We start from the raw sequence: 23,996 nt of genomic DNA on the forward strand, positions 1-23,996 counted from the left end.
CCTCACGGGCTGCATGCGTCCGATCAGGACTTCTTGTTTTCGTTCACGTCTTCAAAGTCGGCGTCAACGATGTCTTTTTCGTCTGCCTTGGCACCAGCGGCACCGGCTTCAGCGCCCTCGGCTTCCTGACCTGCCTTGTAGGCGGCTTCACCCACCTTCATGGCAGCCTGTGTCAGGCGTTCCGTTGCACTCTTAAGGGCTTCAACATCCGTGCCTTCCAGAGCGGACTTAACGGCAGCAATGGCACCTTCGGCTTCGGTCTTGTCCGCAGCAGGAACCTTGTCACCCACTTCAGACAGGGACTTTTCGACCTGATGCACAAGGGATTCCGCACTGTTGCGGGCTTCCACCTGCTCGCGCTTGGCCTTGTCGGCTGCTGCGTTGGCTTCTGCGTCCTTGACCATCTTTTCGATGTCATTGTCAGACAGACCACCAGATGCCTGGATCTTGATCTGCTGTTCCTTACCCGTGGCCTTGTCCTTGGCGGAAACGGACACAATGCCGTTGGCGTCAATGTCAAAGGTCACTTCAATCTGGGGCACGCCACGCGGTGCTGCGGGAATACCGGTCAGGTCGAAGTTGCCAAGCAGCTTGTTGTCAGCCGCCATTTCACGTTCGCCCTGATAGACCTTAATGGTCACAGCGCCCTGATTGTCTTCCGCCGTGGAGAACACCTGGCTCTTTTTGGTCGGGATGGTCGTGTTGCGGTCGATCAGGCGGGTGAACACACCACCCAGCGTTTCAATCCCCAGAGACAGCGGGGTTACGTCGAGCAGCAGAACGTCCTTGACGTCACCCTTGAGCACTGCACCCTGAATGGCGGCACCAATGGCAACCACTTCATCGGGGTTCACGTTGCGGGCAGGGTCCTTACCAAAGAATTCCTTAACCGTTTCGATCACCTTGGGCATGCGGGTCATACCGCCGACCAGAATGACTTCATCAATCCCCGAAGCAGACAGACCGGCATCCTTCAGCGCGGCTTTGCAGGGTTCAAGCGTGCGGCTGATCAGGTCATCCACAAGGCTTTCCAGCTTGGCGCGGGTCAGCTTGACCACAAGATGCTTGGGGCCAGATGCATCGGCCGTGATGAACGGCAGGTTGATTTCGGTTTCCTTGGAGGAGGACAGCTCGATCTTGGCTTTTTCTGCTGCTTCCTTCAGGCGCTGCAGGGCCAGCTTGTCGGAGCGCAGGTCGATGCCCTGTTCGCGCTTGAACTCGTCGGCCAGAAACCCGATGATACGGTTATCAAAGTCTTCCCCACCCAGGAACGTGTCCCCGTTGGTGGATTTCACTTCGATCACGCCATCAGAAATTTCCAGCACGGAAACGTCGAACGTGCCGCCACCAAGGTCATACACAGCCACGGTGCCGCCGCTCTTCTTTTCCAGCCCGTAAGCCAGAGCTGCTGCGGTGGGTTCGTTGATGATGCGCAGCACTTCCAGACCGGCAATACGGCCTGCGTCCTTGGTTGCCTGACGCTGGGCATCGTTAAAGTACGCGGGAACCGTAATAACGGCCTGCGACACTTTTTCGCCCAGATATGCTTCCGCCGTTTCCTTCATCTTGCCCAGAATGAAGGCAGAAATCTGGGACGGTGCGTAGTTTGTGCCGCGTGCTTCAACCCATGCGTCACCATTGTCACCTTTGACAATGCTGTAAGGGACCATGCCCTTGTCCTTCTGGACGGTCGCATCATCAAAGCGGCGGCCGATCAGGCGCTTTACGGCATACAGGGTGTTGGTGGGGTTGGTAACAGCCTGACGCTTGGCGGCCTGCCCGACCAGCATTTCACCACCTTCGGTGAAAGCGACCATGGACGGCGTCGTGCGTGCGCCTTCGCTGTTTTCGATGACTTTTGTTTCGTTACCTTCGCGCACGGCCACGCAGGAGTTGGTGGTGCCGAGGTCGATACCAATGACTTTGCTCAATTTCGTGCTCCTTTTAGCGACTTCATCCGACCCGAAGCATCAGACAAAGCCCTTTTTTATCGTAACCGACTGAGCCCGGACCAAAGTCGGGGCGCAATCAGAATGACCAACCTGATGTATGGTGCGGTTTTCCCTTTTTCAAGAAGGAAAAACCACTCTGCGGGAAGGTTTTTTATCTTCCCTCCCACGCAGTGTTACTGGGCGTCACCAGCCTTGGCCACAACCACCATGGCGGGCTTGAGCAGACGACCATGCAGCGTCCATGTTGGTGTCCATGCCTGCATGACCGTACCGGGGGTATGCTCGGCGCTGGGCTGTTCAGCCATGGCCTGATGCAGATTGGCGTCAAACGCCTTGCCAGCGGGGTTGTCGCTCTTGATCCCGTGCCGTTCCAGAATGGACAGGAAGGAACGTTCCGTACTTTCAATCCCCTCGCGCATTTTGGTCACAACCGTGTCCTCACCCTCGGTCTGGGCAGGCAGGCTGTCCAGCGCGCGGCGCAGGTTTTCGGCGGCTTCCACCACATCACGCGCGAATTTTTGCACCGCGTACTGGCGGGCATCTTCCACGTCGCGCTTGGCGCGGGCCATCAGGTTCTGGTTTTCGGCTTCAGCACGCAGCCATTTTTCCTTGAACTCCGTAACCGAGCGTTCAAGGTCCTGCACGTGTGCATCGGCGGCATTCTCGGCAGCACCTGCCTGCTGGGGGGCTGCCTGTTCGGCCGGAGCCGGATCTACCGGGGTCTCGACCTGTGTGGGTTCTGTATCTTGGGTCATGTAGCAAGAAGTAGGCAACACCGCCCCAGCCGACAAGACCCGTTGACCCCCTGCAATGCAGGATTTTATGCACGGCAGCCATTGGCCGGAAAAAAGCGTGCATCACGCCATTCCCCCTCTTGGCATTGGAAGCCTGCGGCGCCTAAGCTAAACAGCTTGCGCTGATGGCAAGGGATAAAGGAACACACAAACGATGACAGAGCGCACCAAGCAGACAATTGCGCTGGTTGATGATGATCGCAATATTCTGACATCGGTTCAGATGACCCTGGAAGCAGAGGGTTTTAACGTCCGGACCTATACGGATGGCGAATCGGCATTGCAGGGGCTGACGGCCTACCCGGTCGATCTGGCTATTCTGGACATTAAAATGCCCCGTATGGATGGCATGGAACTGTTGCAGCGCCTGCGCACGCGCTCCAACCTGCCCGTTATTTTCCTGTCCTCCAAAAATGAGGAAGTGGACCAGCTTATGGGACTGCGGCTGGGGGCGGATGACTATATTACCAAGCCCTTCTCCCAACGTCTGCTGCTGGAGCGTATTCGCGCCCTGCTGCGCCGCAACGAGGTCAGCCGGGCGGAAGCCAACGGCGCCCCTACAGGTGGGGGTGCGCTCACACGCGGCAATCTCTCGCTTGATGAACTACGCCACAAATGCACATGGAAAGGGGAGGATGTCCCCCTGACCGTAACCGAGTTCCTGCTGGTCAAAACCCTTGCGCAGCGCCCCGGTCTGGTCAAATCCCGCGATCAGCTGATTGATGCGGCCTACGGAGACACCGTGTATGTGGACGACCGCACCATTGACAGCCACATCAAGCGGGTCCGCAAAAAATTCCGGCAGGTGGATGATGATTTCAACCAGATCGAAACCCTGTACGGCATTGGCTACCGCTACAAGGAAGACTGACCCAAGGGCATGACCAACCGCCCCCCCCTGCTGGCGCACCTGTTTGCACAGGCGCGCAGCCTGCGCATACCCGGCCAGCGCCCGCATAATGGTGGGGTGGAGGCCACGGCAGCCTATCAGGCATCGCGCACCCGGCTGATCTCCCCCCTCATGCGCCGTGTGCTGCTGGTGAATATCCTGCCGCTAGCCTTGCTGGGGCTTACGGTGCTGTTCCTTAACCAGTTCCGCAACAGCCTGCTGGCAACCGAGGTAACAGCCCTGCGCGAGCAGGCCCGCATTTACGCCGGAGCACTGGGGCAGAGTGCCGTACGCGCCGCCCACCCCCACGCCGCCCAGCTACAGGACCGTGGGTACGAGCTGGAAGCCGCACTGGCCCGCCCTCTCCTCCAGCGCCTGACCGAACCCAGCCCCAACGCCCATGCCCGCCTGTTTGGCCCCGATGGCCGGCTGGTCGCCGATAACCTGATTGATGTGGCCGACACGCTGGACACACCACCGGAGCCGCACCACTTCCGCTCCCATACCATTCCCTTCCCCCCCGCGTACCAGCCGGGCATTTACGAGCGGTTTTTAACGTGGCTGTGGTCTGGCCATAATCCGGGCATTGTCACCCTCAATACCGATGAGGAAGATATTCCCGACCGCCCGGACCGCCCACAGCGCCTTGACGGTACAGACCACCCACCGCCAGAAGCCCCGCCCTATATTCGCCGCACATCCCGTGGCAGGCTGATTATTACGGTGGCCGAGCCCGTTATGCGCGATGGCTGGACGGTGGGCGTAATCCAGCTGACCCGCGTGGCCTCGCAGGTTGACCGCTCGCTGTTTGCCATCCGTTCGACCATTCTCTCGCTCTTTTTTCTGGCACTGGTGCTGACGGTCCTGCTGTCATGGTATCTTTCGCTCACCATTGCGCGGCCCTTGCTGCGGCTGGCGGCCTCGGCACAGGTCATGCGGGACACCACGGGGCGCACAGGCACGGTGCCCGCACGCCTGCTGGCCCGACGGGACGAAATTGGTGATGTCGCCCGCGCCCTGCAGGCCAGCGCACAGGCGTTGTGGAAGCGCATGGACGCCATTGAACGCTTTGCTGCCGATGTCAGCCACGAGATCAAAAACCCGCTGACCTCCATCCGCTCCGCGATCGAAACCCTGCTGCGCATAGAGGACCTCAACCAGCAGCGCCGCCTGCTGACCATTATCAATGATGACGTGCGCAGGCTGGACCGGCTGATTACCGACATTTCCGACGCCAGCCGACTGGATGCGGAAATGTCGCGCGCCAAGGCCCGCCCCGTAGCGGTTGGCCCGCTGCTGGCTGTTCTAACGGAAATTCATCAGGCCACACGTCAGGACGGGCAGCCGGTTATGGTGACCGATGTGCAGGATGACACCCCCGAGCACCCGCTGACTGCTCTGGCCGTAGAAGACCGTCTGGTGCAGGTGCTGCGCAACCTGATCGGCAATGCCATATCGTTTTCTCCGCCCAATGGGCAGATTACCCTGCATGCCGCAGCCAATGGTAAAATGGTCCGGATTTCCGTCTCGGATCAGGGGCCGGGGATTCCCCAGGCCAAGCTGGATTCCATTTTTGACCGCTTTTATTCAGAACGCCCCAAAAGCGAGAACTTTGGCCAGCATTCCGGCCTTGGCCTGTCCATCAGCCGCCAGATCATAGAGGCCCTACACGGCAGCATTGCTGTGGAAAACCTGCATGACCACAAGGGGGGCATAAGCGGAGCCCAGTTCATTATCGAACTGCCCCGCGTGCTGAGCCTGCCGCCACGCTAGACGTGGCGAGGTATGGCGTTGTGGGGCGTCAGAACCCTGCTGCCACGTCCATATCTTCCTCTTCCGGCACGTTGATGATCAGATCAACCGTGATTTTTGGCACCGAAGAGGGAGCATCCTTAAGCCACATCATGGTCATGCCCGGTGATGTGGTAGGAAAAAACTGGCGAAAAACCGGAAAACTGGCAGGAAACTCATCCGCATCCGCAATATGGCAGACAATGCGGCTAACGTCGCGCAATGTCAGATCATGCGGCTCCAGCAAGGTTACGGCTTCTTCAAAGGCTGCCCGGCACTGGTCGGCAAGGTCCACCCCCCGGAACTGGGGGGCATGCAGCCCGGCAAGCTCAAAGCCACCCGCCGTTTGCACGACACGCGGACGACTGGCGACGGAACGTGGGGTCCGTGTCAGGGTTTTATCTTTCATCACGGAATGATGATGTAAGGCAGCCGCGCGGGAACCGCAATTTTCCCTTTCGTAACAAATGCACCACCTTGGGTCGGTTGGCCTCATTCCTTAACATCCGGTATAGCTGGTCTGAGCAGAATGCCTTCTCTTTCCGCATAAAACTGCTTTAAACTCGCGCCGCATCCGAATTGCGCGCCAGAGGCCACCAACGGCCCGGTGGGAGCATGCCTCTGTTCGGACAATAAAAAGGAAGAGCCGGCCATGCACATGGCGGATGATACGTCGGTTCCGCGCCGCATTCTGCTGGTGTCTGGTCTGTCCGGGGCGGGCAAGTCTTCCATCCTGCGGATTCTGGAAGACCTCGACCACGAGGTGATCGACAACCCGCCACTTGGCATGCTGGACGATATTGTAGCCCGCGCAGAACGGCCTGTGGCCATAGGGGTCGATTCCCGCACAAGAGGGTTTGATGCGTCCGCCGTGCTGGCGGCTCTGGCCCGCCTGCGGGTTAACCCCCACCTGCGCGTGGAGCTGATTTACGCTACAGCGGACGAAAGTGTGCTCCTCCGCCGCTATACCGCCACCCGGCGGCGGCACCCGCTAGCCCCCCATAGCAGCATAAAGGAAGGTATAGAGGCCGAAGTCGCCCTGACCGCTCCCCTGCGCGCCGCAGCCGATCTGGTGATCGACACCACCGATATGCCCCCACCAGACCTGCGGCAGTTTGTGGAAAGCCGGTTTAGCCCGTGGGTTGGTGGTGCAAGCGAGGGGCTGACTGTTACCCTGATGTCCTTCGCCTACCCTGCGGGCCTGCCACGGGAGGCGGATATTGTGTTTGATGCCCGCTTTCTGCGGAACCCGCATTACGTAGCCGAACTGGCCCCCAAAACCGGACTGGATGGGGATGTTGCAGCCTACGTAACCCACGACCCGGACTACCTGCCTTTTCTGAACCAGATCCACGCCATGCTCCAGCTTGTGCTGCCGCGCTTTGTGCAGGAAGGCAAAAAATACGCCACCATCGCCATTGGCTGCTCAGGCGGCCGGCACCGCTCGGTTACACTGGTGGAAGCACTGGCCAAACGCCTGTCCGCCCCCGATGGCATGGGCCATTACAAGGGGTCTGGCCAATGGCCGATCATGATCATGCACCGCGAACTGGCCCGGCAAGGCATAAGTGCCTGGCGCTGGGCCAGAAAACCGACTGAAACCACACGGGTCGATCCTTACTGAGCAATCCGCCTACCGCCACACCGTAATCTGGATATGGGTGTTGAGCGCGTGCGCTCAGGCATGGCCCGCCTGCCCGCTCAAACGGGCTGGGTCAATGTTGATGGACGCCAGAGCCCGCCGCCATTTAACGGTATGGTCCATGCCAAAAATCAGTTCACGCGTGGCGGGCACCACCATCCATGCATCGTGCTGAAAAATCTCCTGCTCAAGCTGCCCTGCTGACCAGCCCGCATGCCCCATGGCCAGCAGGGCATCCTGCGGGCCTCCCCCCTGAGCTATGTCCTGCAGCACATCCATGCTGGAGGTGAGTGTCACATTCTCGGTAATACGCAGGCTGTCCTGACCACTCCACTCCCCAGAATGCAGAACAAGGCCATGCCCCTCTTCCACCGGGCCGCCAGCGCACAGGCCAATCCTGCGCACCGGGGGAACAGGGGTAATGTGCAACTGCTCCAGCAGATCATCAAAATCGGGGCGGGGCAGGCGCTTGTTGATAACAAGCCCCATGGCCCCTCCATCTGGCGTATGGCTGCACATGTAGATAAGGGATTGCCCGAACGCGGTCCCCCCAAGCATAGGCGTTGCCACCAGCAGCATACCTGCCAGCGAAAGGCCGTTATCCATAACAGCAGGGGCGAGTTGGGGCGTGTTTGCGAATACCATCCCCCAAGATATGAGAAACACTTCCTTTTTTGGCAAGATTGCCAGCACAACTGTTGTCTGTAATTCTATGCATCCGACACATATTGCTCAATTTTCAGGACACCTGTCCATGAACACCCTCTCCCGTTTTTTGAATGCACTCGACAGCTACAAGGTCACGGACGGCAGCCAGTTCCGGCTGGGCGACCACAACCCCGATGATGATGGGCATCTGGGACTGGACAAGGACACGGGCAAAAAGCTGCTCAGGCAGGTCAAGGGTCTGCTACAGGACCTTCAGGAACTTCTGTACGCCAACCAGACCCACTCGCTCCTGATCATTCTGCAAGGCATGGATGCCGCTGGCAAGGATGGCACGATCAAGCACGTCATGTCCGGCGTGAACCCGCAAGGCGTTGCCGTAACCTCCTTCAAGCAGCCCGGCCCGACCGATCTGCTGCATGGTTTTTTGTGGCGTATCCATGCTGCTGCACCGCAGGCAGGGCGCATCGTTATTTTTAATCGCAGCCAGTATGAGGATGTTCTGGTCAGCCGCGTCCATCCTGACCTGCTTAAAAACGGGCATGTTCCCGGGGCACTCAACACCCCCGAATTCTGGGATGGCCGCTACAGCGACATCCGCCATCTTGAACACTACCTGAGCAGGCAGGGCACAATTGTGCTCAAATTCTTCCTAAACATCTCACGCGAGGAACAGCGCGAACGCTTGCTGGCCCGGCTGGATATTCCTGAAAAACGCTGGAAATTCTCTCCCTCGGACCTGCATGAGCGCGAGTACTGGGATGATTACGCAACCGCTTACCAGGATGCCATTGCCCAGACCGCGCGCGCACATGCCCCGTGGATTATCGTGCCTGCCAACCACAAATGGTATGCACGTCTTGTGGTTATTGGCACCATTATCCGGGCCTTGCACAATCTGCGGCAGGTTACCCCACAGCCCAACCCCGACGTCATGCGCCAGCTTGATGACTACCGCACACGCCTGTTGCAGGAAAAACCCTGAAACACCTCCCCCATTGCGGCACACGCTGCAATGGGGGGAAGCCCCTCTGGAGAACAGGCAAACCCTGCTTAAATAGCTTTTGTTTTACAGGCTGGTTTCCAAAACCCCATACCAGCCAAGGCCTTTATAGGTTTCATACCCCGGCGTGTGGGCATAAGCAATCAGCTTATCCCCGCTTACGTAGTAGCCACGCTCCGCCTGCGGTGTGAACTTGTAATAATCGCCCGACACACCACTACCGTTAGACGATGCAATAATACGCTTGTGGGCATCTACCAGCATAACGCGCGTCTGCCCCCGTTCCACATCAGACAGGCGCACACCGTTTACAATGGCCTCGGCCTGCGGTGCCCAGTCAAACGCAATGCCGAGCACACCCAGAACCTGCCCGCGCGCATCCCCACCCGCGCGGATGGCGGTGCTGTAAATGGCGGCCTGTTCGTTATTGAGTGCCTGCACACGGTTAACGTCTGCTACCGCGTATTCCTCTCCACTTTGCGTGCGCATGGCTTTTGCGAACCATGCCTCGCCCGACATATCGCTCCCTTCCAGAGAACGGTGTGTCTGCGGGCGGCCACAGGCCACCACCTTACCTCTGGGGTCAACAATAAAAAGGTCAAGATAAACAGTATAGGATTTTAAAATTGTTGCCAGACGCTCTGCAGCATACTGGTACGCTTGGGGGGTTGCACTTTCCAGCGCCTGCACAACGGCACTATCGGTTGCCCACCACCTTACGTCGCACGAGCGTTCGTACAGATTACGGTCAATCAGATCCACAACATTCAGGGCCAGGTCGGTCATACGTTCCCCCTTGCCGCGCAAAAGCAGATCGTTCCCGGCCTGTAGCAGACGCTCGGTGCTGCTGTCCGTTGCACTGCGCAGTTCGGAGGCAATGCCAACAATACGGGTGGAAATACGCCCCATTTCGTCTGCCAGCAGGCCAAAGGCCGCACCGGCCTGCCCTACCCGCGCGGCTTCAATGCGTGTGTTGATGGCAAGAAACTTGGCTTCGTTCATGACTGAAGCAATCAGATGAATTTTTTCCCGCGTCATCTGAGAGACTTCGTAAGCAAGTTTTAGAATATCGTCTTGCATGCGGGATATGTCTTTCAATCCGGTATCGAAACAATGTGGCGCATGGGACACACAACCATTTTCGCCAAAACAACAGCAGAATATACTGTATCCCCCTGTTTTGCCGAAATTATTAAGGTCTGTAAACTCCTGATTATAAGCCTGTTCCATCCCTATCACGTGCATTTGACACAAGGTTACCGCCCGGTCATGAACACAGCCAGATAAACCTGCTGACCCCGTACAAGGATTCCCATGTTCGACTTTACACGCCGCATGTCCCTGCTGGCCCTATGCGCCGGGCTGGCCCTGCCTACCCTGAACACCCCGGCACAGGCCCGGCACAGACATGCAGATACCAACCTGCCTGCCTCCGTGTCCGCCACATGCGATAATCAGGATTTTCTGAGCAAACAGCAGGCGTTTGAAAACGGTGGGCCAAAAGCCGATGCCGCAGTGCATATTTGCGGGACTGTTCTAACTCTTTCCAAAACCGCCAGACAGACCCGTAGCGGCCGACATGGCTATTTTTACATAACGGTTGCACCCAATATTTCCATCCGCATCGTGACCAACCTGGACGAAATGCACACCCCCGCCTGGCCATGGGTCGCCAAGGGCGACAAGGTCGAAGTGGTAGGACGGTATTATTATGATTCAGCCCGCCAGCAGGGCGTGGACTGGACACACCGTGGCACTGGCCGCTCATGGGGCATTCCGGGCTACGTTATTGTCAACGGCACAAAATACGACTGAACAAAAAATGGCTGACCAGAAAAACTGGCCAGCCAAATATGTTTTTCACAGTGCGCGCAAAAGTTAGTCTGCGGCTTCCTCTTCCTTTTCGCTCCCGCGTTCATCCTCGCCAGAGCTGGAGGCAGCGTTGGCATTGCTCTCCACAATATCAAACGCCAGTTCACCATTCTTGAGGCCAATTTTAACGGCCCCCCCTTTGGCCAGACGCCCGAACAGCAGTTCCTCGGCCAAAGGTTTTTTGATGGATTCCTGAATAACCCGACCCAGCGGACGGGCACCATACAGGCGGTCATACCCTTTTTCTGCCAGCCACTCCTTGGCTGCCGAAGACAGTTCAATGGTCACGTGCCGGTCAGCCAGCTGTGCTTCAAGCTGCAGCACGAACTTTTCAACAACCTGCCCGACAATTTCCTGCGTCAGATGAGCGAAGGGAATAACCGCATCCAGCCGGTTACGGAACTCGGGGGTGAACAGACGCTTGATAGCCTCTTCATCCTCGCCTTCACGCACCTTGCGGCCAAAGCCTACGGCTTCCTTGCTCATATCGGACGCACCGGCGTTGGTGGTCATGATCAGGATAACATTCCTGAAATCGACCGTTTTGCCGTTATGGTCCGTCAGGCGGCCGTTATCCATAACCTGTAGCAGCACGTTGTACAGGTCGGGATGGGCTTTTTCGATCTCATCCAGCAGCAGCACGGCATGGGGGTGCTGGTCGATGGAATCGGTCAGCAGACCGCCCTGATCAAACCCGACATACCCCGGAGGCGCACCCAGCAGGCGGGAGATGGAATGCCGCTCCATGTATTCGGACATATCAAAGCGGATCAGCTCAATACCCAGCGCGTTGGCAAGCTGGCGGGCCACTTCCGTTTTACCAACCCCTGTGGGGCCGGAGAACAGATAGTTGCCAATCGGCTTTTCCGGATCACGCAGGCCAGCACGCGCCAGTTTGATGGCGGCGGAAAGTGCATCAATCGCCTGATCCTGCCCGAATACCATGCCCTTGAGGTCACGCTCCAGAGAACGCAGCACTTCCTTGTCATCAGCAGAAATGCTTTTGGGCGGAATGCGGGCAATACGGGCGATAATGTCTTCCACATCCTTCAGGTTGACCGTCTTGCGGCGGCGACCTTCAGGCTGGAGCATGCGCGAAGCCCCGACTTCATCAATCACGTCAATCGCCTTATCGGGCAATTTACGGTCATGAATATAACGTGCGGAAAGTTCCACAGCCCCACGAATAGCCTCTTCCGTGTAGCGGACCTTGTGGTGCTTTTCGTAGCTGCCTTTCAGGCCGCGCAGGATCTTGACCGCATCATCAATGCTGGGTTCAGGCACATCAATCTTCTGGAACCGCCTTACAAGAGCACGATCTTTTTCAAAGTGCTGGCGAAACTCCTTGTAGGTGGTCGAACCAATGCACCGCAGCGTGCCAGCCGCCAGAGCGGGTTTGAGCAGATTGGACGCATCCATGGCCCCGCCCGATGTTGCACCCGCACCGATAACGGTATGGATTTCATCAATAAACAGAATGGCGTGCGGGTCCTGATCCAGCTCCGTCACAACGGCTTTAAGGCGTTCCTCAAAATCACCGCGGTAGCGGGTGCCAGCCAGCAATGCGCCCATATCCAGCGAATAGATGGTGGATTTCAGCAGCACTTCGGGCACGCTGCCTTCCACAATCCGGCGGGCAAGCCCTTCCGCAATGGCGGTTTTGCCTACACCGGGATCGCCCACATATAGCGGGTTGTTTTTGGTACGGCGGCACAGAATCTGGATTGTGCGTTCAATTTCGGTATCCCGCCCGATCAGCGGGTCAACCTTACCAGCCAGCGCCTTGTCGTTCAGATTGACGCAGTAGGTAGACAGCGCATCCTGGCTTTTCTGTGCCTTGGTTTCGGCCCGTTCTGGTTCTTCCCCTTTTTCCGCACCGGTATTGCTGCCTGCAACCGGGCGCCGGGTGGCGCGGTCGGGGGCTTTGGCAATCCCGTGGGAGAGAAAGTTCACGGCGTCCAGACGTGTCATATCCTGCAGTTGCAGGAAGTACACGGCGTGGCTTTCACGCTCGGCAAACAGGGCGACCAGCACGTTAGCGCCTGTCACCTCATCGCGTCCGGTGGACTGCACATGAATGGCGGCGCGCTGGATAACACGCTGGAACGCGGCTGTTGGTTTGGGTTCGGTCGGGCGCTCAGACGCCAGACCGGCAAGGTCCTTGTCGAGGAAGCCTGTCAGGTCTGTCCGCAACCGGTCCAGATCAACCCCACAGGCGCGGAACACCGTTACGGCATCCGCATCATCAACCAGGGCAAGAAGCAGATGCTCTAGCGTGGCATATTCATGATGCCGTTCTCCGGCCAGAATAAGCGCCCGATGCAGCGTCTGCTCAAGATTGCGTGACAACATGACGAGACGCTCCTTTCCCCGGACTTTCCGACCACGGCAAAACAACCTCGGGACCATGATCGGGTGCCCTGCAAACATATTTGGCTGCTTCGGCAAGAAATGCGAGTCATAACCACGCAAAAAACGCATGTTCACGCATTTTTCGTTCTCATCTCTGGCAAGAATGCTGGTTTTGCGCGCTTTTTACCCAAGCGCTCCATCGCAAAAATATGCGTGTTGTGCCTGCAAAGCGGCATTTGCAGGCCAGAAGCGGGGCTTACACCCCACCGACCACGGGCTTGCGCACACGCCAAACACCGCAGAGCGCGGCTGGCAGCCAGACTGTGTTCAGGAAAACGCTAGAGGTTCTGGTATCAGTCTTTTTCTATGGTGCACTGCAAGGGATGCTGGTTCTGGCGCGCCAGATCCATGACCTGAGAAACCTTGGTCTCCGCCACCTCATACGTAAACACACCACAGACACCCACACCCTTGCGGTGGACGTTGAGCATGATGTCTGTCGCTTCTTCACGATTCTTCTGAAAAAAGCGTTCAAGGACGTAAACCACAAACTCCATGGGAGTGTAGTCATCGTTCAGCATGAGCACTTTGTACATGGCGGGTTTGCGGGTTTTGGGTTTGGCCCGCACAACCACGCCAATTTCCACATCATCCCGGTCCGAATCCATGCCTCCATCACGCCGCGACGGCCCGTTGCCTGTATGCAGAACAGGAAGATGAAACGAGGCCATGGCAACCAAACTCCCGAGGCAGGGTGAAAAACGAGTGGTGTTCCTTACCACCATATTGGCAAAGCCAAAGTACAATAAAAGAGAGCGGAACGACAGAATAGCTGGTGTGCGTGCCCAATATGGAACCAGCGCGCCATATTTATGCCACACATGGGCACAACATGGCAGAACAGACGCGGGAACAGCTTATGTTGGATTCCATGCGCCAGAGTTCCAGTTTTTTGCCGCCATGCTCTTGCGATTCCTGACAGTAGGCGGAATAGTGCTCCATAAGGCACAGGTGGGGGTAGCAGTGGCAGACAAACCGGCGTTACGGCAGATAACGGAACACAACAGACTAACATCGGGCAGCACAAAAACCCTCCGTTTGCGTAAATGGGCAGGTCTGCTTGCTGGTGTAACCCTTGCAGCATTTACTACGGCCAGTCAGGCCCGTGCGCAGTATGCCGGACAGATCAGTTCCATTGTCATGGATGCCAATACCGGGGCCGTGCTCTCCCAGACCGATCCGGACCTGCGGCGCTACCCGGCCAGCCTGACAAAGCTGATGACACTGTACATGACCTTCAACGCACTGCGTGCCGGGGCTATCTCCCTGACCCAGTCCGTGCCGGTTTCCATCCATGCGTCCACCATGGAACCTTCCAAACTCGGGCTGGTTCCCGGCACACACCTGACTGTTGAACAGGCTGTGCTTGCGCTGGTCACCAAATCCGCCAACGATGCCGCCTGTGCCCTGGGTGAGCTGATCGGGGGCGGGAGCGAACCCCAGTTTGCCGCCATGATGACCCAGCAGGCCCACGCCATGGGTATGTCCAAGACCCTGTTCCGCAACGCATCCGGCCTGCCCGACCCCGACCAGATGACAACCGCGCGGGATCTGGCCACTCTCGGCCGCCGCCTGATTGCCGATTTTCCCGAATATTACCATTACTTTGCTACCCCATCCTTCCGCTTCCATGGCCGCTACATCCCCAACCATAACCCCATGCTCAAGGTCTATGCCGGGGCAGACGGCATGAAGACGGGATACACGCAGGAAGCCGGGCGTAACCTTGTGACCTCCGCCCTGCGTGACAATGTGCGGCTGGTTGGTGTGGTTATGGGTGCATCCAGCAATACCCAGCGCTCGCTGGTCATGGCCAACCAGTTGGACCACGGCTTTGATGCCGAAGGCGTAGCTCCTGTTGCCCGCCCGCTTCTTGTAGCACAGGCTACCAGCAGCCAGCGCCACCGCAGCCGCCGTGGCGCGCTGATCATGGCCGCCGCCAACCACAGGCACGCACCACTTGAAGTGGCGGAAGCACCTGCAACCCGCCGCCACCACGCGGCTATTACCAATGTCAGCCATGGCCGCCATACTGCGGTTATCGGGGCCAAGGTCCATACCATTGCCACGCCCACCATCCGCCGCAGCATGGTGCGCCACACAACCGCCCATAACCGGACCTGAACATTTTATGGCCATTTAGGCAGCCCGTTATAACCAAAGCGGGTTGCCTTTGTGGCCTGCACTCTTCATCTTGCTGCTTTCTCAAAAGCACCAACAACGATGAGGAAGTGCAGAATGGCGGGCAGAGGCGGAATCGTTCTCCATACCGAAGAAGACTTCAAGCACCTGCGGGCGGCAGGCCAGCTGGCCGCAGCAACGCTGGACATGATTACGCCTTACGTCAAACCCGGCGTAACCACGGGCGAACTGGACCGCATTATTCATGCCTACACGCTTGAGCATGGCGCCACCCCCGGCCCACTGAACTACCGTGGCTACCCCAAGTCGTGCTGTATTTCGGTCAATCATGTTGTGTGCCACGGCATTCCGGGGGACCGGCCACTGATTGAGGGCGATATTGTCAATATCGACGTCACCCCCAAGCTTAACGGCTGGTTCGGGGATACAAGCCGCATGTACACCGTGGGCAAGGTGTCCATCAAAGCTGCCAAGCTGATCACCACCACGTATGAAAGCCTGATGCGCGGGATTGAGGTTGTACGCCCCGGTGCCACTCTGGGCGATATTGGCTACGCCATTCAGAGCCACGCCGAAAAACACCGCTACTCCATTGTGGAAGATTTTTGTGGGCATGGGATCGGGCAGGTTTTTCATGCCGAACCAAACATCCTGCACTACGGCCGCCCCGGCGAGGGCATGAAGCTGAAGGCCGGTATGGTATTTACCATTGAGCCCATGCTTAACATTGGCAAACCCGAAGTGAAAATTCTTGAAGACGGGTGGACCGCCGTAACGCGTGACCGCTCCTTGTCCGCACAGTTTGAGCATATGCTGGCCGTAACCCAGACCGGGTATGAAATATTTACCCGCTCCCCCGCAGGGTACGACTGCCCCCCTTACCCAACCGAAGGATAAGCGCCATGCAAACCACCCCCACCACGTTGTTCTCCCGTGTTGCGCGCCATGTGGTGCAGGTGGTTTGTTGCCTGAGCACAGGCTTTGCCACCCTGCCAGCCTACGCGGCACCCGTGGCCGACCCCTTGGCCTACGGGGCAGCGGTGCCGGCTAATGCAGCCGTGGCTGCTCCCGTACCCGGGCAGCACGGCATGGCGGTTTCTGCCCAGAAGCTGGCATCAGAGGTAGGGGCGCGCATTCTGGCCAAAGGGGGCAATGCTGCCGATGCTGCCGTTGCCATGGGGTATGCACTGGCGGTGGTGTACCCTGCCGCGGGCAATCTGGGGGGTGGCGGGTTTATGATGCTGCGCCCACCGGGCAAGCCTGCGATTTTTTTCGATTTCCGGGAAAAGGCCCCTCTGGCAGCCACGCCGGATATGTTTTTGGACAGTAAGGGCAATGTTATCCCCGACCTGTCCCTTCTGGGCTGGAAGGCCGTAGCCGTGCCCGGCACTGTGGCCGGGCTGGAGGCCGTGCATAAACGCTGGGGCCACCTGCCCCGAGCAGTGGTCATGGCCCCTGCCATTCAGCTCGCCCGCGATGGATTTGTACTGGGGGAAGGGGATGTGCAGCTCCTGAACACCTCCACCGCTGCGCTGGCACAGGACCCCTATGCCCGCAAGGTTTTCCTGCGCCCCGATGGCTCCCCCTTCCAGCCCGGTGACAGGCTGGTACAGAAAAATCTGGCACACTCGCTCGAACTGATCGCACAGAACGGGGCGGATGCCTTTTACAAAGGACCCATCGCCGCCAGTATTCTGGAGCAGTCCAAAGCCCATGGCGGCATTTTGCAGGCCAAAGATTTTGAACACTACCAGCCGCGCGAACTGCCCCCCATAAGCTGCACCTACCGTGGGTTACTGGTAGAAACAGCCCCCCCCCCCAGTGCAGGCGGCATTGCCCTGTGCGAAATGCTGGAAATTCTGGCCGGGTATGACATGCACGCCCTTGGCCTGCACACCGCCCCCGCTCTCCAGCGTGAAATAGAGGCCATGCGCCACGCCTATTCCGACCGGCGGGATCTGGGCGACCCGGCTTTTGTCCATAACCCGGTCAGCAGCCTGCTGGACCCGGCCTATATTGCCAGCATACGCGCGCATATTCCGCCCAACAGAGCCATTCCCTCCGCTGACCTGCGTGCAGGTGTTGCCTCGCCCGAAAAACCCGAAACCACCCAGTTTTCGGTAATCGACCAGAACGGGTTTGCCATTTCCACCACCTATACGCTGAACGGCTGGTTTGGCGCCAAGGTGATGGGAGGGGACACCGGGATCATCATGAATGATGAAATGGATGATTTTTCCATCAAACCCGGGGCGCTGAACATGTTTGGCATTCCCGGCAGTGCGGCCAATGCCATTGCGCCGGGCAAAACGCCCCTTTCCTCCATGGCGCCGACCATTATCTCGCGCGATAACAGGCCGGTCATGGTTATTGGCAGCCCCGGTGGGTCGCGCATTCCCACCATTATACTCTCTGTTATTCTGGGCGTTGTGGATTACGGGCTGAACATCCAGCAGGCCATAGACCTGCCCCGCCTGCACGAACAGTGGATGCCACAGAGTGTGGAGGTTGAGGCAAACGCCCTGACCCCGCAGGTGCAGCAAACGCTGGAGCAGGAGGGGTACAGCTTTGTCCTGCATGCGCCGTGGGGCATTCCCGAGGGGATTCTGGTAGGGGGCCCCGGCCTGAACAGCCACGGACCAGCCCGTTTTTATGGTGGGGCCGACCACCGCCACCCCGGCGGGGCTGCGATAGGAGAGTAAGGTCCCCTCCCCCGCAGCGCCTACAGGCGGTCCAGATTATGGGTGCCGCCCTGTGGGTCACGCACCTGCCGCTCGCCCGTAATATACTCCGGCCCCAGAGGAACCTTGCCGTAGCCTCCGGGAATATCCAGCACGTAAATAGGCCAGGCAAGCCCCGTAACACGCCCCCGCAGACCAGCCAGCAGGCGCTGGCCCTGTGCGACCGGCACATGAAAATGGGCCGTACCCGGCGCAGGGTCGAGCTGGTGCAGGTAATACGGCCGCATACGGTTTTCCACCATGGTGCGGAACAGGTCTTCCAGTGCCTCCTCGCTGTCATTCACCCCACGCAGCAGCACCGACTGCCCCAACAGCGGTATGCCCCGCCGGGCAATACGGCGCAGGCTGTTCCGTGCGGGTGGAGCCATTTCCCGCGCATGGTTGATGTGTACGGCCATCCACATGGCTTTGTCCGTTTCCAGCGCATCCAGCAATGCGTCTGTCACACGCTCGGGTGCGGCTACTGGCACACGCGTATGCACCCGGATGGTGGTTACATGCGCCATGCCGGAAAGGGCCTGCACAATCTCCCCCAACCGCCGGGGCGAGAGCATGAGCGGGTCCCCCCCGGTCAGAATAACCTCGCGGATCTGCTCATGCGTGCGTAGCCAGTCCAGCGCGCGGCTCAGGGCTTCATCATCCAGCACACCGCCATCTGGCCCCACATGCTCCCGCCGGAAGCAGAACCGGCAGTATAACGGGCATACCAGCAGGGGCTTAAGCAAGGCGCGGTCCGCGTAACGGTGCACAATACCGGGCACGGGGGAGAGCGCATCATCTCCTATCGGGTCAGAGCGCTCTTCCGGCGTGACCACCAGTTCTTGCATGGTGGGCACAACCTGCACGCCAATCGGGTCGTCCAGGCTGTGCATCAGCTCCGCAAAAGCGGGCGGTATGGCCGTGGCATACTGCCGGGCTATGGCTTGCAGGTCCGCTTTTTGCGCGGGCGTGGCCATACCGGCGGCAATCAGTTCATCTGGGGTGCGCAGCGTTCGGCTGGTCGCAAAAGGGGGCTTGACCGGGGAAGACATGTACCGGCTCTACTCTGCCCATGTCTGTGTCTGCAACATCTCATCTGTCCTTTGGTGGCCCGGACCCCGAGCGTATTCGCGACCGGCTGCCATTTTTAATCCGCCGCAACCTGACCATGCGGGGTGTGCGCGCGTTTTTGGAATCCCGTGGCTGCGTGGAGGTGGAAACCCCCTGCGCCGTGCCTGTACCGGGGGAAGAGGTGCATCTGCTCCCCTTCCAGACCGAGCGGGAAACACCCGACGGCCAGCGCCAACCGCTGTTTTTGCACACCAGCCCCGAATTCGCCATGAAGCGGATTATCGCCGCCACCGGGCTGCCGCTGTTCCAGTTTGCCCGTGTCTGGCGCAATGGTGAGGCCAGCGGCACCCATGCCCCCGAGTTCACCATGCTGGAATGGTACCAGCCCGGCATGCCCCTGAACGGCCTGATGGACGAGACAGAAGCGCTGCTCAAAGCCATTCTGCCCCCTGTTGTGCACCGCAACGCCTGCACGCTGGACCTGAGCCAGCCCTTTGAACGACTGAGCATGGAAGATGCATTCCGCCACCATGCTGGTGTTGACCTGCTTCCAACCCAAGGTAATGCGCAGGCACTGGCCTATGCAGCAGGCTGCACCCTGCGCGATGGTGAACACTGGGAAGACCTGTTTTTCCGCTTGTTGCTGGAGCGAATCGAACCCGCCATTGGCCAGACCCGCCCCACGTTTTTAACGCACTGGCCAGCAAGCCAGGCCGCACTGGCGCGCAAGGACCCAACGGACCCGCGCGTGGCCCTGCGGTTTGAGCTTTACGCCGCAGGCATGGAACTGGCCAATGCGTTTGAAGAACTGACAGACCCTGTAGAGCAGCGCCAGCGTTTTACCCATGACAGGGCCGAACGCCAGCAGCTTTACCCGACCCGCCCCACCTGGCCGATGGACGAAAAACTCCTCCACGCCCTGCCCCACATGCCCCCCTGTTCAGGCATTGCGCTGGGCTTTGACCGGCTGGTTATGCTGGCCAGTGGAGCCCGCCAGATACAGGATGTCTTGTGGATACAGGATTAGTCTGCAACATTTAGCCTTAACAGGTGTTTTTTGCTTATCTTCCACTCGTACGACGCACACCGCAGGCGTATTCCACCAAGGGGCAAGTCGGTGCCATGACATACGCAAACAGATTTTTACTGATCGGGCTTCTAGCCCTTGCCGCCTGCCAGGTTCCCAGCGCGGAGGAACGACGCAAGCTCGATTCCATGATCGGGCGGCCAACCGTGGATGTTATCCGCACCTTTGGCGTGCCTACGCGCCAGTTCACCACGGGGGATCACACTTTTCTTGCCTACATCACGCAGGAGACCGACTACACCTCCATGCCCATGGGCGGTGGCTGGGGGTATGGCCCAGGTTGGGGTGGCGGCTGGGGCGGCTATGGTGGCTGGGGCTACGGTGGTTGGGGTTATGGCGGCTGGGGCGGCGGTATGGGCACCGCTTACACCTATAGCTGCCAGACCAACTTTGAACTCGTAAAAGGCCTTGTCATCAGTTGGACAATGCGGGGCGACGGCTGCTAGACCACACGCATCATGCTGAGCCTCCTGCCCTTACCGTTCAACACCACGACTACCCGGGATGAGGCTCCTTTGCGTCACCACACCCCACGCCGCGCACAACACCGCTGGCGTGGGTTTGTGGCTCCCCCGGCACTTATGCTGGCAGGCATGTTCCTGCTGGGTGGTTGCGCGCAGAGCCCCGCGCGGCAGGACACATACACAACGCCAATCTCTACCTGCGCGTATATGATGCCAACAGTCTCGGGCACACGCACCTATACACAGGGGCGCAGTGGCAAGTCCGGGCAGAACAATCCAATTGATAGTGCCGTTGCCTACGGCAACCCGCAAACACCCGCATTCTGCGACCGCCCCCTGTCCGACACCCTGCGCAGTTCCATAGAGCTGGCCGACTACACGCATCTGCTGGACAGGACCGGCCTGTTCCCGACCTTGCAGCAGGCGGGGCCTTTTACGGTGTTCGCCCTACCCAATACGGCGCTGGAAACCTATAACGCGCAAACTGGTGGCCAGCTTCTGGACCCAGCCAGCACCGGCAGGGTACGCACCCTGCTAGGCTATACAATTGTCACCGGAAAATGGCCCCACAAGGCCTTGCGTGCAGCCCTTGCTGCCGCACCGGGCCATAGCCTGCTGCTCCCCACCCTGAACGGGCAGGCGCTGCCCATCTGGCTGGACACACAAACAGAGCAGGTCATGATTGGCCCACCCCATGGGCAAAGCAGCCCGCTCTGGGTCATGGGGATTCCACAATCCAACGGTGTGCTGTATTTTACGCACACGCTGGTTCTGCCACCCGCGGAACAGGCGGCTGTGCGCCCTAACACCCCTTAAGGGATTTGGCCCATACGGCGCGGGGCTACTGGATAGCTGGAGTTAAAAAACCCACGGGGAAGGGTCATCCCACCAGTTGGTATCGGGCATGACAAAATCCGTATCACACCCGGCCAGTGCACGGGCGTCTTCGGGGGTTGCGGCGCAGGCTACGGCGGGCAGTTCCATCATCATGCACCACCACTGGGCAAGAGCCAGAACGGCCTGTGTGGCCTCTGCATTCTGCGCGGCATCCGGCGCAAAGCAGACGTAATCCGCCCCTTCTTCCCCCGCGCGCATGGCACCGTCGCGGCTGCTGCCTACGGCCACACCAAGTTGCAGTTCATCACCAATCTGGCGTCGTGCGTCGCGCACACTAGCCGCAGTATAGGACTGGGAGAGATGAACCCCATCGCACCCGGTCTGCACAGCCAGTTCGGGTGCGTCTTCCAGCATAAGGGCAATGCCCTCATGCTGCACAAGCGGGCGAATAGCCCCGATCAGGGCTATGGCGGCAGCAGGGGCTATGCCATCCGCCAGACGCAGCAGCAATGCTGCGGGCTGGTGGTTGGCCAGACGCTGCTCCAGCACAGGCAAAAACGCATCGGCATGCAAGAGTGCAGGCGTAACAAGATAAAGTTCCGACACTGCGACTATCCTTTCCGCACGATGCGCACCTGCTAGGCTCAGCTCTTGAAGATGGTGATAATCTGGTCGAGCAGGGCCAGCGCTTCTGCCTTGGGGCGCTGGAACACGTTACGACCGATAATGGAGCCAAAGCCACCACCATCATGAATACCCTGAATGGTGGCCAGCAGGTTGTCCGTGCCGGTGTGTTCACCACCAGAGAAGATGACAATCCGACGACCGGCAAAGCTGGACTGCACAACATGGTTAATGCGCGCGGCAAGCGTTGCCACATCAACCTTGTTCTTTTCGTACACAGGCTTGCAGGCATCCAGTGCCACAACGTCGGTCGGGGGTTTGACCTTGATGATGTGGGCACCACACAGGGCGGCCATATGCGCGGCATAGGCGCATACGTCCACGGCTGTTTCGGCCTTCTTGTCCAGCACGGGGCCACGCGGGTAGCTCCATGCGATTACGGCCAGACCCACGGACTTGGCTTCTGCCGCCAGTTCACGCAGTTCTTCCATCTGGTCGAAGCAGTATTCGGAGCCGGGGTAAATGGTAAAACCAATGCCCGCACAACCCAGACGCAGCGCATCCGCCACGGTGCCGGTAACGGCCTGATCTTTTTCGGTCGCAAGGCTGTTGGAACTGTTGCACTTGAGAATAAGCGGAATTTCACCCGCAAACGTTGCGGCCCCACATTCGAGCATGCCCAGGGGCGCTGCATAGCCGCTCAGCCCGGCTTCGATCGCAAGCTGGAAGTGGTAGTGCGGGTCATAGGCGGCCGGATTGGCTGCGAAAGAGCGGGCAGGACCATGCTCAAACCCCTGATCCACCGGCAGAATGACCATTTTGCCGGTTCCACCCAGCTTGCCAGCATTGAGCAGGCGGGCCAGATTCGTCTTTGTACCGGGGTTATCGCTCTCATACTGATTGAGAATAGCCTTAACCTTCGGGGTAAGCGTCATGGGGAACAGTCCTTCTTTTGCCTTGTGTCCGGCACATTATTTTCCGGATGCTGGTGTTGGCAATAACCGTGGGCGAAATACCCGACAAGAGACGATATGGCACTTAACGGCATGATAAGGTTAAATGATGGCGGGCGTTGTGGCAGAAGTGTCGCTTTTTCCTGTGCATACAAGGCCCGGATTGTCTCATATTGTGGGTTTTGCGGGCGCAGAATGGCAGTTTGCTGGCCACAACGCAACGCCATGAGCGCACCAGCAGGACTACTGTCACAATCGAGCACGTGCACAAAAGGCTGCCGGGCCGATTCTGCGGCATCGTTCATCAGGGCATGCCACCAGCCTACCCCCATGTATGCCACCGCACCGGGGGAGGAGAGCAGGCCAACGCAACCACCATACTCCGCCAGCCCCGCCGCACGCAAAGCCATATGCACACCAGCACGGTCATGGACGCACACATAGCGGATACCCGCCGAAGAAGATGAGAAAAGTGGCCTGTTTTCCGTGAGCATGCTTGACGCAATCGCTTTTGCAGGTGATTCCTTACCCCAAGAGAAGGGAAAAGGAATGCAGGATCAAGACGTGGAGCCGCACTCACCCCAAGGCAACAGCTATGCCAGCATGCACACCCGCGCAAGACCTGCGGAAGAGTCCATTACCCGGCTGGACCGTGCGTTGCAGCGCATTTCCTTTGCTCTTGATAAGCAACAGCAGGCAAAACAGAACCGACCGGAAACCGACCGGCAGGAACTGCTGGCCAACATAGATGCGCTGATCATGCGCGTGCGGGACATTCTGGACCAGACGGGCCAGGCCACACATGGCCAAGACCCGCTCCTGCCCCGGCATGAGGAAGGGAACTGACCCATGGCGCTTGTTTCGGTCAATATCAACGGCCACAGCTATACAGTCGGGTGCGAAAACGGGCAGGAACGCCACGTTCAGGCCATGGCGCATCAGGTTGAACGCCGTGTGCAGCAGGTCCGCAATCTGGGATTTAGCGGTGAAACCCGCGTGCTAGTACTGGCTGCACTGCTGATGGCGGACGAAATTCAGGACCTGTCAGGCAGCCGCGTGCCAGAGAGCACGGCACTG

Annotated in this window: 23 protein-coding genes and 1 pseudogene; 13 read left to right on the forward strand and 11 right to left on the reverse strand. The window is 58.9% G+C overall.

Annotation, left to right across the window (positions count from 1 at the left end; translation table 11 throughout):
• Nucleotides 1–23 precede the first annotated feature (23 nt).
• Nucleotides 24–1,931 (reverse strand): molecular chaperone DnaK, encoded by a 1,908-nt coding sequence (gene dnaK / locus GOB83_RS06115; protein ID WP_165925545.1) that lies wholly within the window; start codon nucleotides 1,929–1,931, stop codon nucleotides 24–26.
• A 194-nt stretch (nucleotides 1,932–2,125) separates the two neighbouring features.
• Nucleotides 2,126–2,707 (reverse strand): nucleotide exchange factor GrpE, encoded by a 582-nt coding sequence (locus tag GOB83_RS06120; RefSeq protein ID WP_086646318.1) that lies wholly within the window; start codon nucleotides 2,705–2,707, stop codon nucleotides 2,126–2,128.
• Nucleotides 2,708–2,900: 193 nt separating this feature from the next.
• On the opposite strand from GOB83_RS06120, the gene GOB83_RS06125 reads away from it, so the two are divergent.
• Together GOB83_RS06125 and GOB83_RS06130 are read left to right on the forward strand one after the other, a co-directional pair.
• Nucleotides 2,901–3,617: a response regulator transcription factor gene (locus GOB83_RS06125; RefSeq protein WP_086646319.1), complete on the forward strand. Its 717-nt coding sequence runs from the start codon at nucleotides 2,901–2,903 to the stop codon at nucleotides 3,615–3,617.
• Between the two features lie 9 nt (nucleotides 3,618–3,626).
• Nucleotides 3,627–5,408 (forward strand): stimulus-sensing domain-containing protein, encoded by a 1,782-nt coding sequence (locus GOB83_RS06130; protein ID WP_095349639.1) that lies wholly within the window; start codon nucleotides 3,627–3,629, stop codon nucleotides 5,406–5,408.
• A gap of 28 nt (nucleotides 5,409–5,436) precedes the next feature.
• Here the strand turns inward: GOB83_RS06130 and GOB83_RS06135 are convergent, their stop codons facing one another.
• On the reverse strand, nucleotides 5,437–5,835 hold the full coding sequence (locus tag GOB83_RS06135) for a RidA family protein (RefSeq protein ID WP_086646321.1): 399 nt from the start codon (nucleotides 5,833–5,835) through the stop codon (nucleotides 5,437–5,439).
• Nucleotides 5,836–6,078: 243 nt separating this feature from the next.
• On the opposite strand from GOB83_RS06135, the gene rapZ reads away from it, so the two are divergent.
• Nucleotides 6,079–7,050, forward strand: a complete 972-nt coding sequence (gene rapZ / locus GOB83_RS06140) for an RNase adapter RapZ (RefSeq protein ID WP_086646322.1) — start codon at nucleotides 6,079–6,081, stop codon at nucleotides 7,048–7,050.
• Nucleotides 7,051–7,104: 54 nt separating this feature from the next.
• Here the strand turns inward: rapZ and GOB83_RS06145 are convergent, their stop codons facing one another.
• Nucleotides 7,105–7,713, reverse strand: a complete 609-nt coding sequence (locus tag GOB83_RS06145) for a YqgE/AlgH family protein (protein WP_086646323.1) — start codon at nucleotides 7,711–7,713, stop codon at nucleotides 7,105–7,107.
• Nucleotides 7,714–7,822: 109 nt separating this feature from the next.
• Here GOB83_RS06145 and GOB83_RS06150 point away from each other — a divergent pair, with 109 nt between their 5' ends.
• Nucleotides 7,823–8,719 carry a polyphosphate kinase 2 family protein gene (locus tag GOB83_RS06150; RefSeq protein WP_086646324.1) on the forward strand — a complete coding sequence of 299 codons (897 nt, stop codon included), beginning with the start codon at nucleotides 7,823–7,825 and terminating at the stop codon, nucleotides 8,717–8,719.
• An 84-nt stretch (nucleotides 8,720–8,803) separates the two neighbouring features.
• Here the strand turns inward: GOB83_RS06150 and GOB83_RS06155 are convergent, their stop codons facing one another.
• Nucleotides 8,804–9,817, reverse strand: a complete 1,014-nt coding sequence (locus GOB83_RS06155) for a cache domain-containing protein (RefSeq protein ID WP_086646325.1) — start codon at nucleotides 9,815–9,817, stop codon at nucleotides 8,804–8,806.
• A 234-nt stretch (nucleotides 9,818–10,051) separates the two neighbouring features.
• Here GOB83_RS06155 and GOB83_RS06160 point away from each other — a divergent pair, with 234 nt between their 5' ends.
• On the forward strand, nucleotides 10,052–10,552 hold the full coding sequence (locus GOB83_RS06160; protein WP_165925546.1) for a DUF3465 domain-containing protein: 501 nt from the start codon (nucleotides 10,052–10,054) through the stop codon (nucleotides 10,550–10,552).
• A 63-nt stretch (nucleotides 10,553–10,615) separates the two neighbouring features.
• Here the strand turns inward: GOB83_RS06160 and clpA are convergent, their stop codons facing one another.
• Nucleotides 10,616–12,961, reverse strand: a complete 2,346-nt coding sequence (gene clpA / locus GOB83_RS06165; RefSeq protein WP_086646327.1) for an ATP-dependent Clp protease ATP-binding subunit ClpA — start codon at nucleotides 12,959–12,961, stop codon at nucleotides 10,616–10,618.
• Nucleotides 12,962–13,314: 353 nt separating this feature from the next.
• Nucleotides 13,315–13,692: an ATP-dependent Clp protease adapter ClpS gene (gene clpS / locus GOB83_RS06170; protein WP_086646328.1), complete on the reverse strand. Its 378-nt coding sequence runs from the start codon at nucleotides 13,690–13,692 to the stop codon at nucleotides 13,315–13,317.
• A gap of 292 nt (nucleotides 13,693–13,984) precedes the next feature.
• Here clpS and GOB83_RS06175 point away from each other — a divergent pair, with 292 nt between their 5' ends.
• The 3 genes from GOB83_RS06175 to ggt all read left to right on the forward strand — a co-directional run bounded on the left by GOB83_RS06175 (nucleotide 13,985) and on the right by ggt (nucleotide 17,865).
• On the forward strand, nucleotides 13,985–15,145 hold the full coding sequence (locus tag GOB83_RS06175) for a D-alanyl-D-alanine carboxypeptidase family protein (protein ID WP_244896411.1): 1,161 nt from the start codon (nucleotides 13,985–13,987) through the stop codon (nucleotides 15,143–15,145).
• Nucleotides 15,146–15,259: 114 nt separating this feature from the next.
• On the forward strand, nucleotides 15,260–16,060 hold the full coding sequence (map, locus tag GOB83_RS06180) for a type I methionyl aminopeptidase (protein WP_086646330.1): 801 nt from the start codon (nucleotides 15,260–15,262) through the stop codon (nucleotides 16,058–16,060).
• A 5-nt stretch (nucleotides 16,061–16,065) separates the two neighbouring features.
• On the forward strand, nucleotides 16,066–17,865 hold the full coding sequence (gene ggt, locus GOB83_RS06185) for a gamma-glutamyltransferase (RefSeq protein WP_165925547.1): 1,800 nt from the start codon (nucleotides 16,066–16,068) through the stop codon (nucleotides 17,863–17,865).
• A gap of 20 nt (nucleotides 17,866–17,885) precedes the next feature.
• Here the strand turns inward: ggt and GOB83_RS06190 are convergent, their stop codons facing one another.
• The gene (locus tag GOB83_RS06190; protein ID WP_095349645.1) at nucleotides 17,886–18,935 is read right to left on the reverse strand and encodes a lysine-2,3-aminomutase-like protein; all 1,050 of its coding nucleotides are present in this window, start codon (nucleotides 18,933–18,935) and stop codon (nucleotides 17,886–17,888) included.
• A gap of 20 nt (nucleotides 18,936–18,955) precedes the next feature.
• Here GOB83_RS06190 and epmA point away from each other — a divergent pair, with 20 nt between their 5' ends.
• From epmA to GOB83_RS06205, 3 genes are all read left to right on the forward strand, one after another.
• Nucleotides 18,956–19,981 (forward strand): EF-P lysine aminoacylase EpmA, encoded by a 1,026-nt coding sequence (gene epmA / locus GOB83_RS06195; RefSeq protein WP_165925548.1) that lies wholly within the window; start codon nucleotides 18,956–18,958, stop codon nucleotides 19,979–19,981.
• A gap of 95 nt (nucleotides 19,982–20,076) precedes the next feature.
• Nucleotides 20,077–20,487 (forward strand): hypothetical protein, encoded by a 411-nt coding sequence (locus GOB83_RS06200; RefSeq protein WP_086646334.1) that lies wholly within the window; start codon nucleotides 20,077–20,079, stop codon nucleotides 20,485–20,487.
• A 12-nt stretch (nucleotides 20,488–20,499) separates the two neighbouring features.
• Entirely contained in the window at nucleotides 20,500–21,321 is an 822-nt protein-coding gene (locus GOB83_RS06205) for a fasciclin domain-containing protein (RefSeq protein WP_165925549.1), read from the forward strand.
• 42 nt (nucleotides 21,322–21,363) lie between these two features.
• Here GOB83_RS06205 and GOB83_RS06210 read toward each other — a convergent pair whose 3' ends face one another.
• From GOB83_RS06210 to GOB83_RS06220, 3 genes are read right to left on the reverse strand one after another with little or no spacing between them, the layout of a single operon-like run.
• Nucleotides 21,364–21,948 carry a thiamine phosphate synthase gene (locus tag GOB83_RS06210; protein WP_165925550.1) on the reverse strand — a complete coding sequence of 195 codons (585 nt, stop codon included), beginning with the start codon at nucleotides 21,946–21,948 and terminating at the stop codon, nucleotides 21,364–21,366.
• A gap of 38 nt (nucleotides 21,949–21,986) precedes the next feature.
• The gene (locus GOB83_RS06215) at nucleotides 21,987–22,901 is read right to left on the reverse strand and encodes a class I fructose-bisphosphate aldolase (protein ID WP_086638149.1); all 915 of its coding nucleotides are present in this window, start codon (nucleotides 22,899–22,901) and stop codon (nucleotides 21,987–21,989) included.
• Nucleotides 22,898–23,413, reverse strand: coding sequence for a hypothetical protein (locus GOB83_RS06220; protein ID WP_165925551.1), 516 nt, complete (start codon nucleotides 23,411–23,413; stop codon nucleotides 22,898–22,900). The genes GOB83_RS06215 and GOB83_RS06220 overlap by 4 nt, the downstream gene beginning before the upstream one ends.
• A gap of 55 nt (nucleotides 23,414–23,468) precedes the next feature.
• Between GOB83_RS06220 and GOB83_RS06225 the strand changes: the two genes are divergently transcribed.
• Nucleotides 23,469–23,765 carry a hypothetical protein gene (locus GOB83_RS06225; RefSeq protein WP_165925552.1) on the forward strand — a complete coding sequence of 99 codons (297 nt, stop codon included), beginning with the start codon at nucleotides 23,469–23,471 and terminating at the stop codon, nucleotides 23,763–23,765.
• Nucleotides 23,766–23,768: 3 nt separating this feature from the next.
• Nucleotides 23,769–23,957, forward strand: a pseudogene (locus tag GOB83_RS06230) (cell division protein ZapA); the annotation flags it as partial.
• Between the last annotated feature and the right edge of the window lie 39 nt (nucleotides 23,958–23,996).

Origin of the sequence: Acetobacter fabarum (assembly GCF_011516925.1) — a bacterium.
GTDB classification, from domain to species: Bacteria; Pseudomonadota; Alphaproteobacteria; order Acetobacterales; family Acetobacteraceae; genus Acetobacter; species Acetobacter fabarum.

Bases quoted from the DNA above. Each gene is read 5' to 3' on its own strand.
- map (WP_086646330.1), top strand. From the start codon at position 15,260: ATGGCGGGCAGAGGCGGAATCGTTCTCCATACCGAAGAAGACTTCAAG.
- clpA (WP_086646327.1), bottom strand. From the start codon at position 12,961: ATGTTGTCACGCAATCTTGAGCAGACGCTGCATCGGGCGCTTATTCTG.
- GOB83_RS06200 (WP_086646334.1), top strand. From the start codon at position 20,077: ATGACATACGCAAACAGATTTTTACTGATCGGGCTTCTAGCCCTTGCC.
- epmA (WP_165925548.1), top strand. From the start codon at position 18,956: ATGTCTGTGTCTGCAACATCTCATCTGTCCTTTGGTGGCCCGGACCCC.
- clpS (WP_086646328.1), bottom strand. From the start codon at position 13,692: ATGGCCTCGTTTCATCTTCCTGTTCTGCATACAGGCAACGGGCCGTCG.
- ggt (WP_165925547.1), top strand. From the start codon at position 16,066: ATGCAAACCACCCCCACCACGTTGTTCTCCCGTGTTGCGCGCCATGTG.
- GOB83_RS06125 (WP_086646319.1), top strand. From the start codon at position 2,901: ATGACAGAGCGCACCAAGCAGACAATTGCGCTGGTTGATGATGATCGC.
- GOB83_RS06225 (WP_165925552.1), top strand. From the start codon at position 23,469: ATGCAGGATCAAGACGTGGAGCCGCACTCACCCCAAGGCAACAGCTAT.
- GOB83_RS06135 (WP_086646321.1), bottom strand. From the start codon at position 5,835: ATGAAAGATAAAACCCTGACACGGACCCCACGTTCCGTCGCCAGTCGT.
- GOB83_RS06160 (WP_165925546.1), top strand. From the start codon at position 10,052: ATGTTCGACTTTACACGCCGCATGTCCCTGCTGGCCCTATGCGCCGGG.
- GOB83_RS06155 (WP_086646325.1), bottom strand. From the start codon at position 9,817: ATGCAAGACGATATTCTAAAACTTGCTTACGAAGTCTCTCAGATGACG.
- GOB83_RS06220 (WP_165925551.1), bottom strand. From the start codon at position 23,413: ATGCTCACGGAAAACAGGCCACTTTTCTCATCTTCTTCGGCGGGTATC.
- GOB83_RS06130 (WP_095349639.1), top strand. From the start codon at position 3,627: ATGACCAACCGCCCCCCCCTGCTGGCGCACCTGTTTGCACAGGCGCGC.
- GOB83_RS06190 (WP_095349645.1), bottom strand. From the start codon at position 18,935: ATGTCTTCCCCGGTCAAGCCCCCTTTTGCGACCAGCCGAACGCTGCGC.
- GOB83_RS06205 (WP_165925549.1), top strand. From the start codon at position 20,500: ATGCTGAGCCTCCTGCCCTTACCGTTCAACACCACGACTACCCGGGAT.
- GOB83_RS06150 (WP_086646324.1), top strand. From the start codon at position 7,823: ATGAACACCCTCTCCCGTTTTTTGAATGCACTCGACAGCTACAAGGTC.
- GOB83_RS06145 (WP_086646323.1), bottom strand. From the start codon at position 7,713: ATGGTATTCGCAAACACGCCCCAACTCGCCCCTGCTGTTATGGATAAC.
- rapZ (WP_086646322.1), top strand. From the start codon at position 6,079: ATGCACATGGCGGATGATACGTCGGTTCCGCGCCGCATTCTGCTGGTG.
- GOB83_RS06120 (WP_086646318.1), bottom strand. From the start codon at position 2,707: ATGACCCAAGATACAGAACCCACACAGGTCGAGACCCCGGTAGATCCG.
- GOB83_RS06215 (WP_086638149.1), bottom strand. From the start codon at position 22,901: ATGACGCTTACCCCGAAGGTTAAGGCTATTCTCAATCAGTATGAGAGC.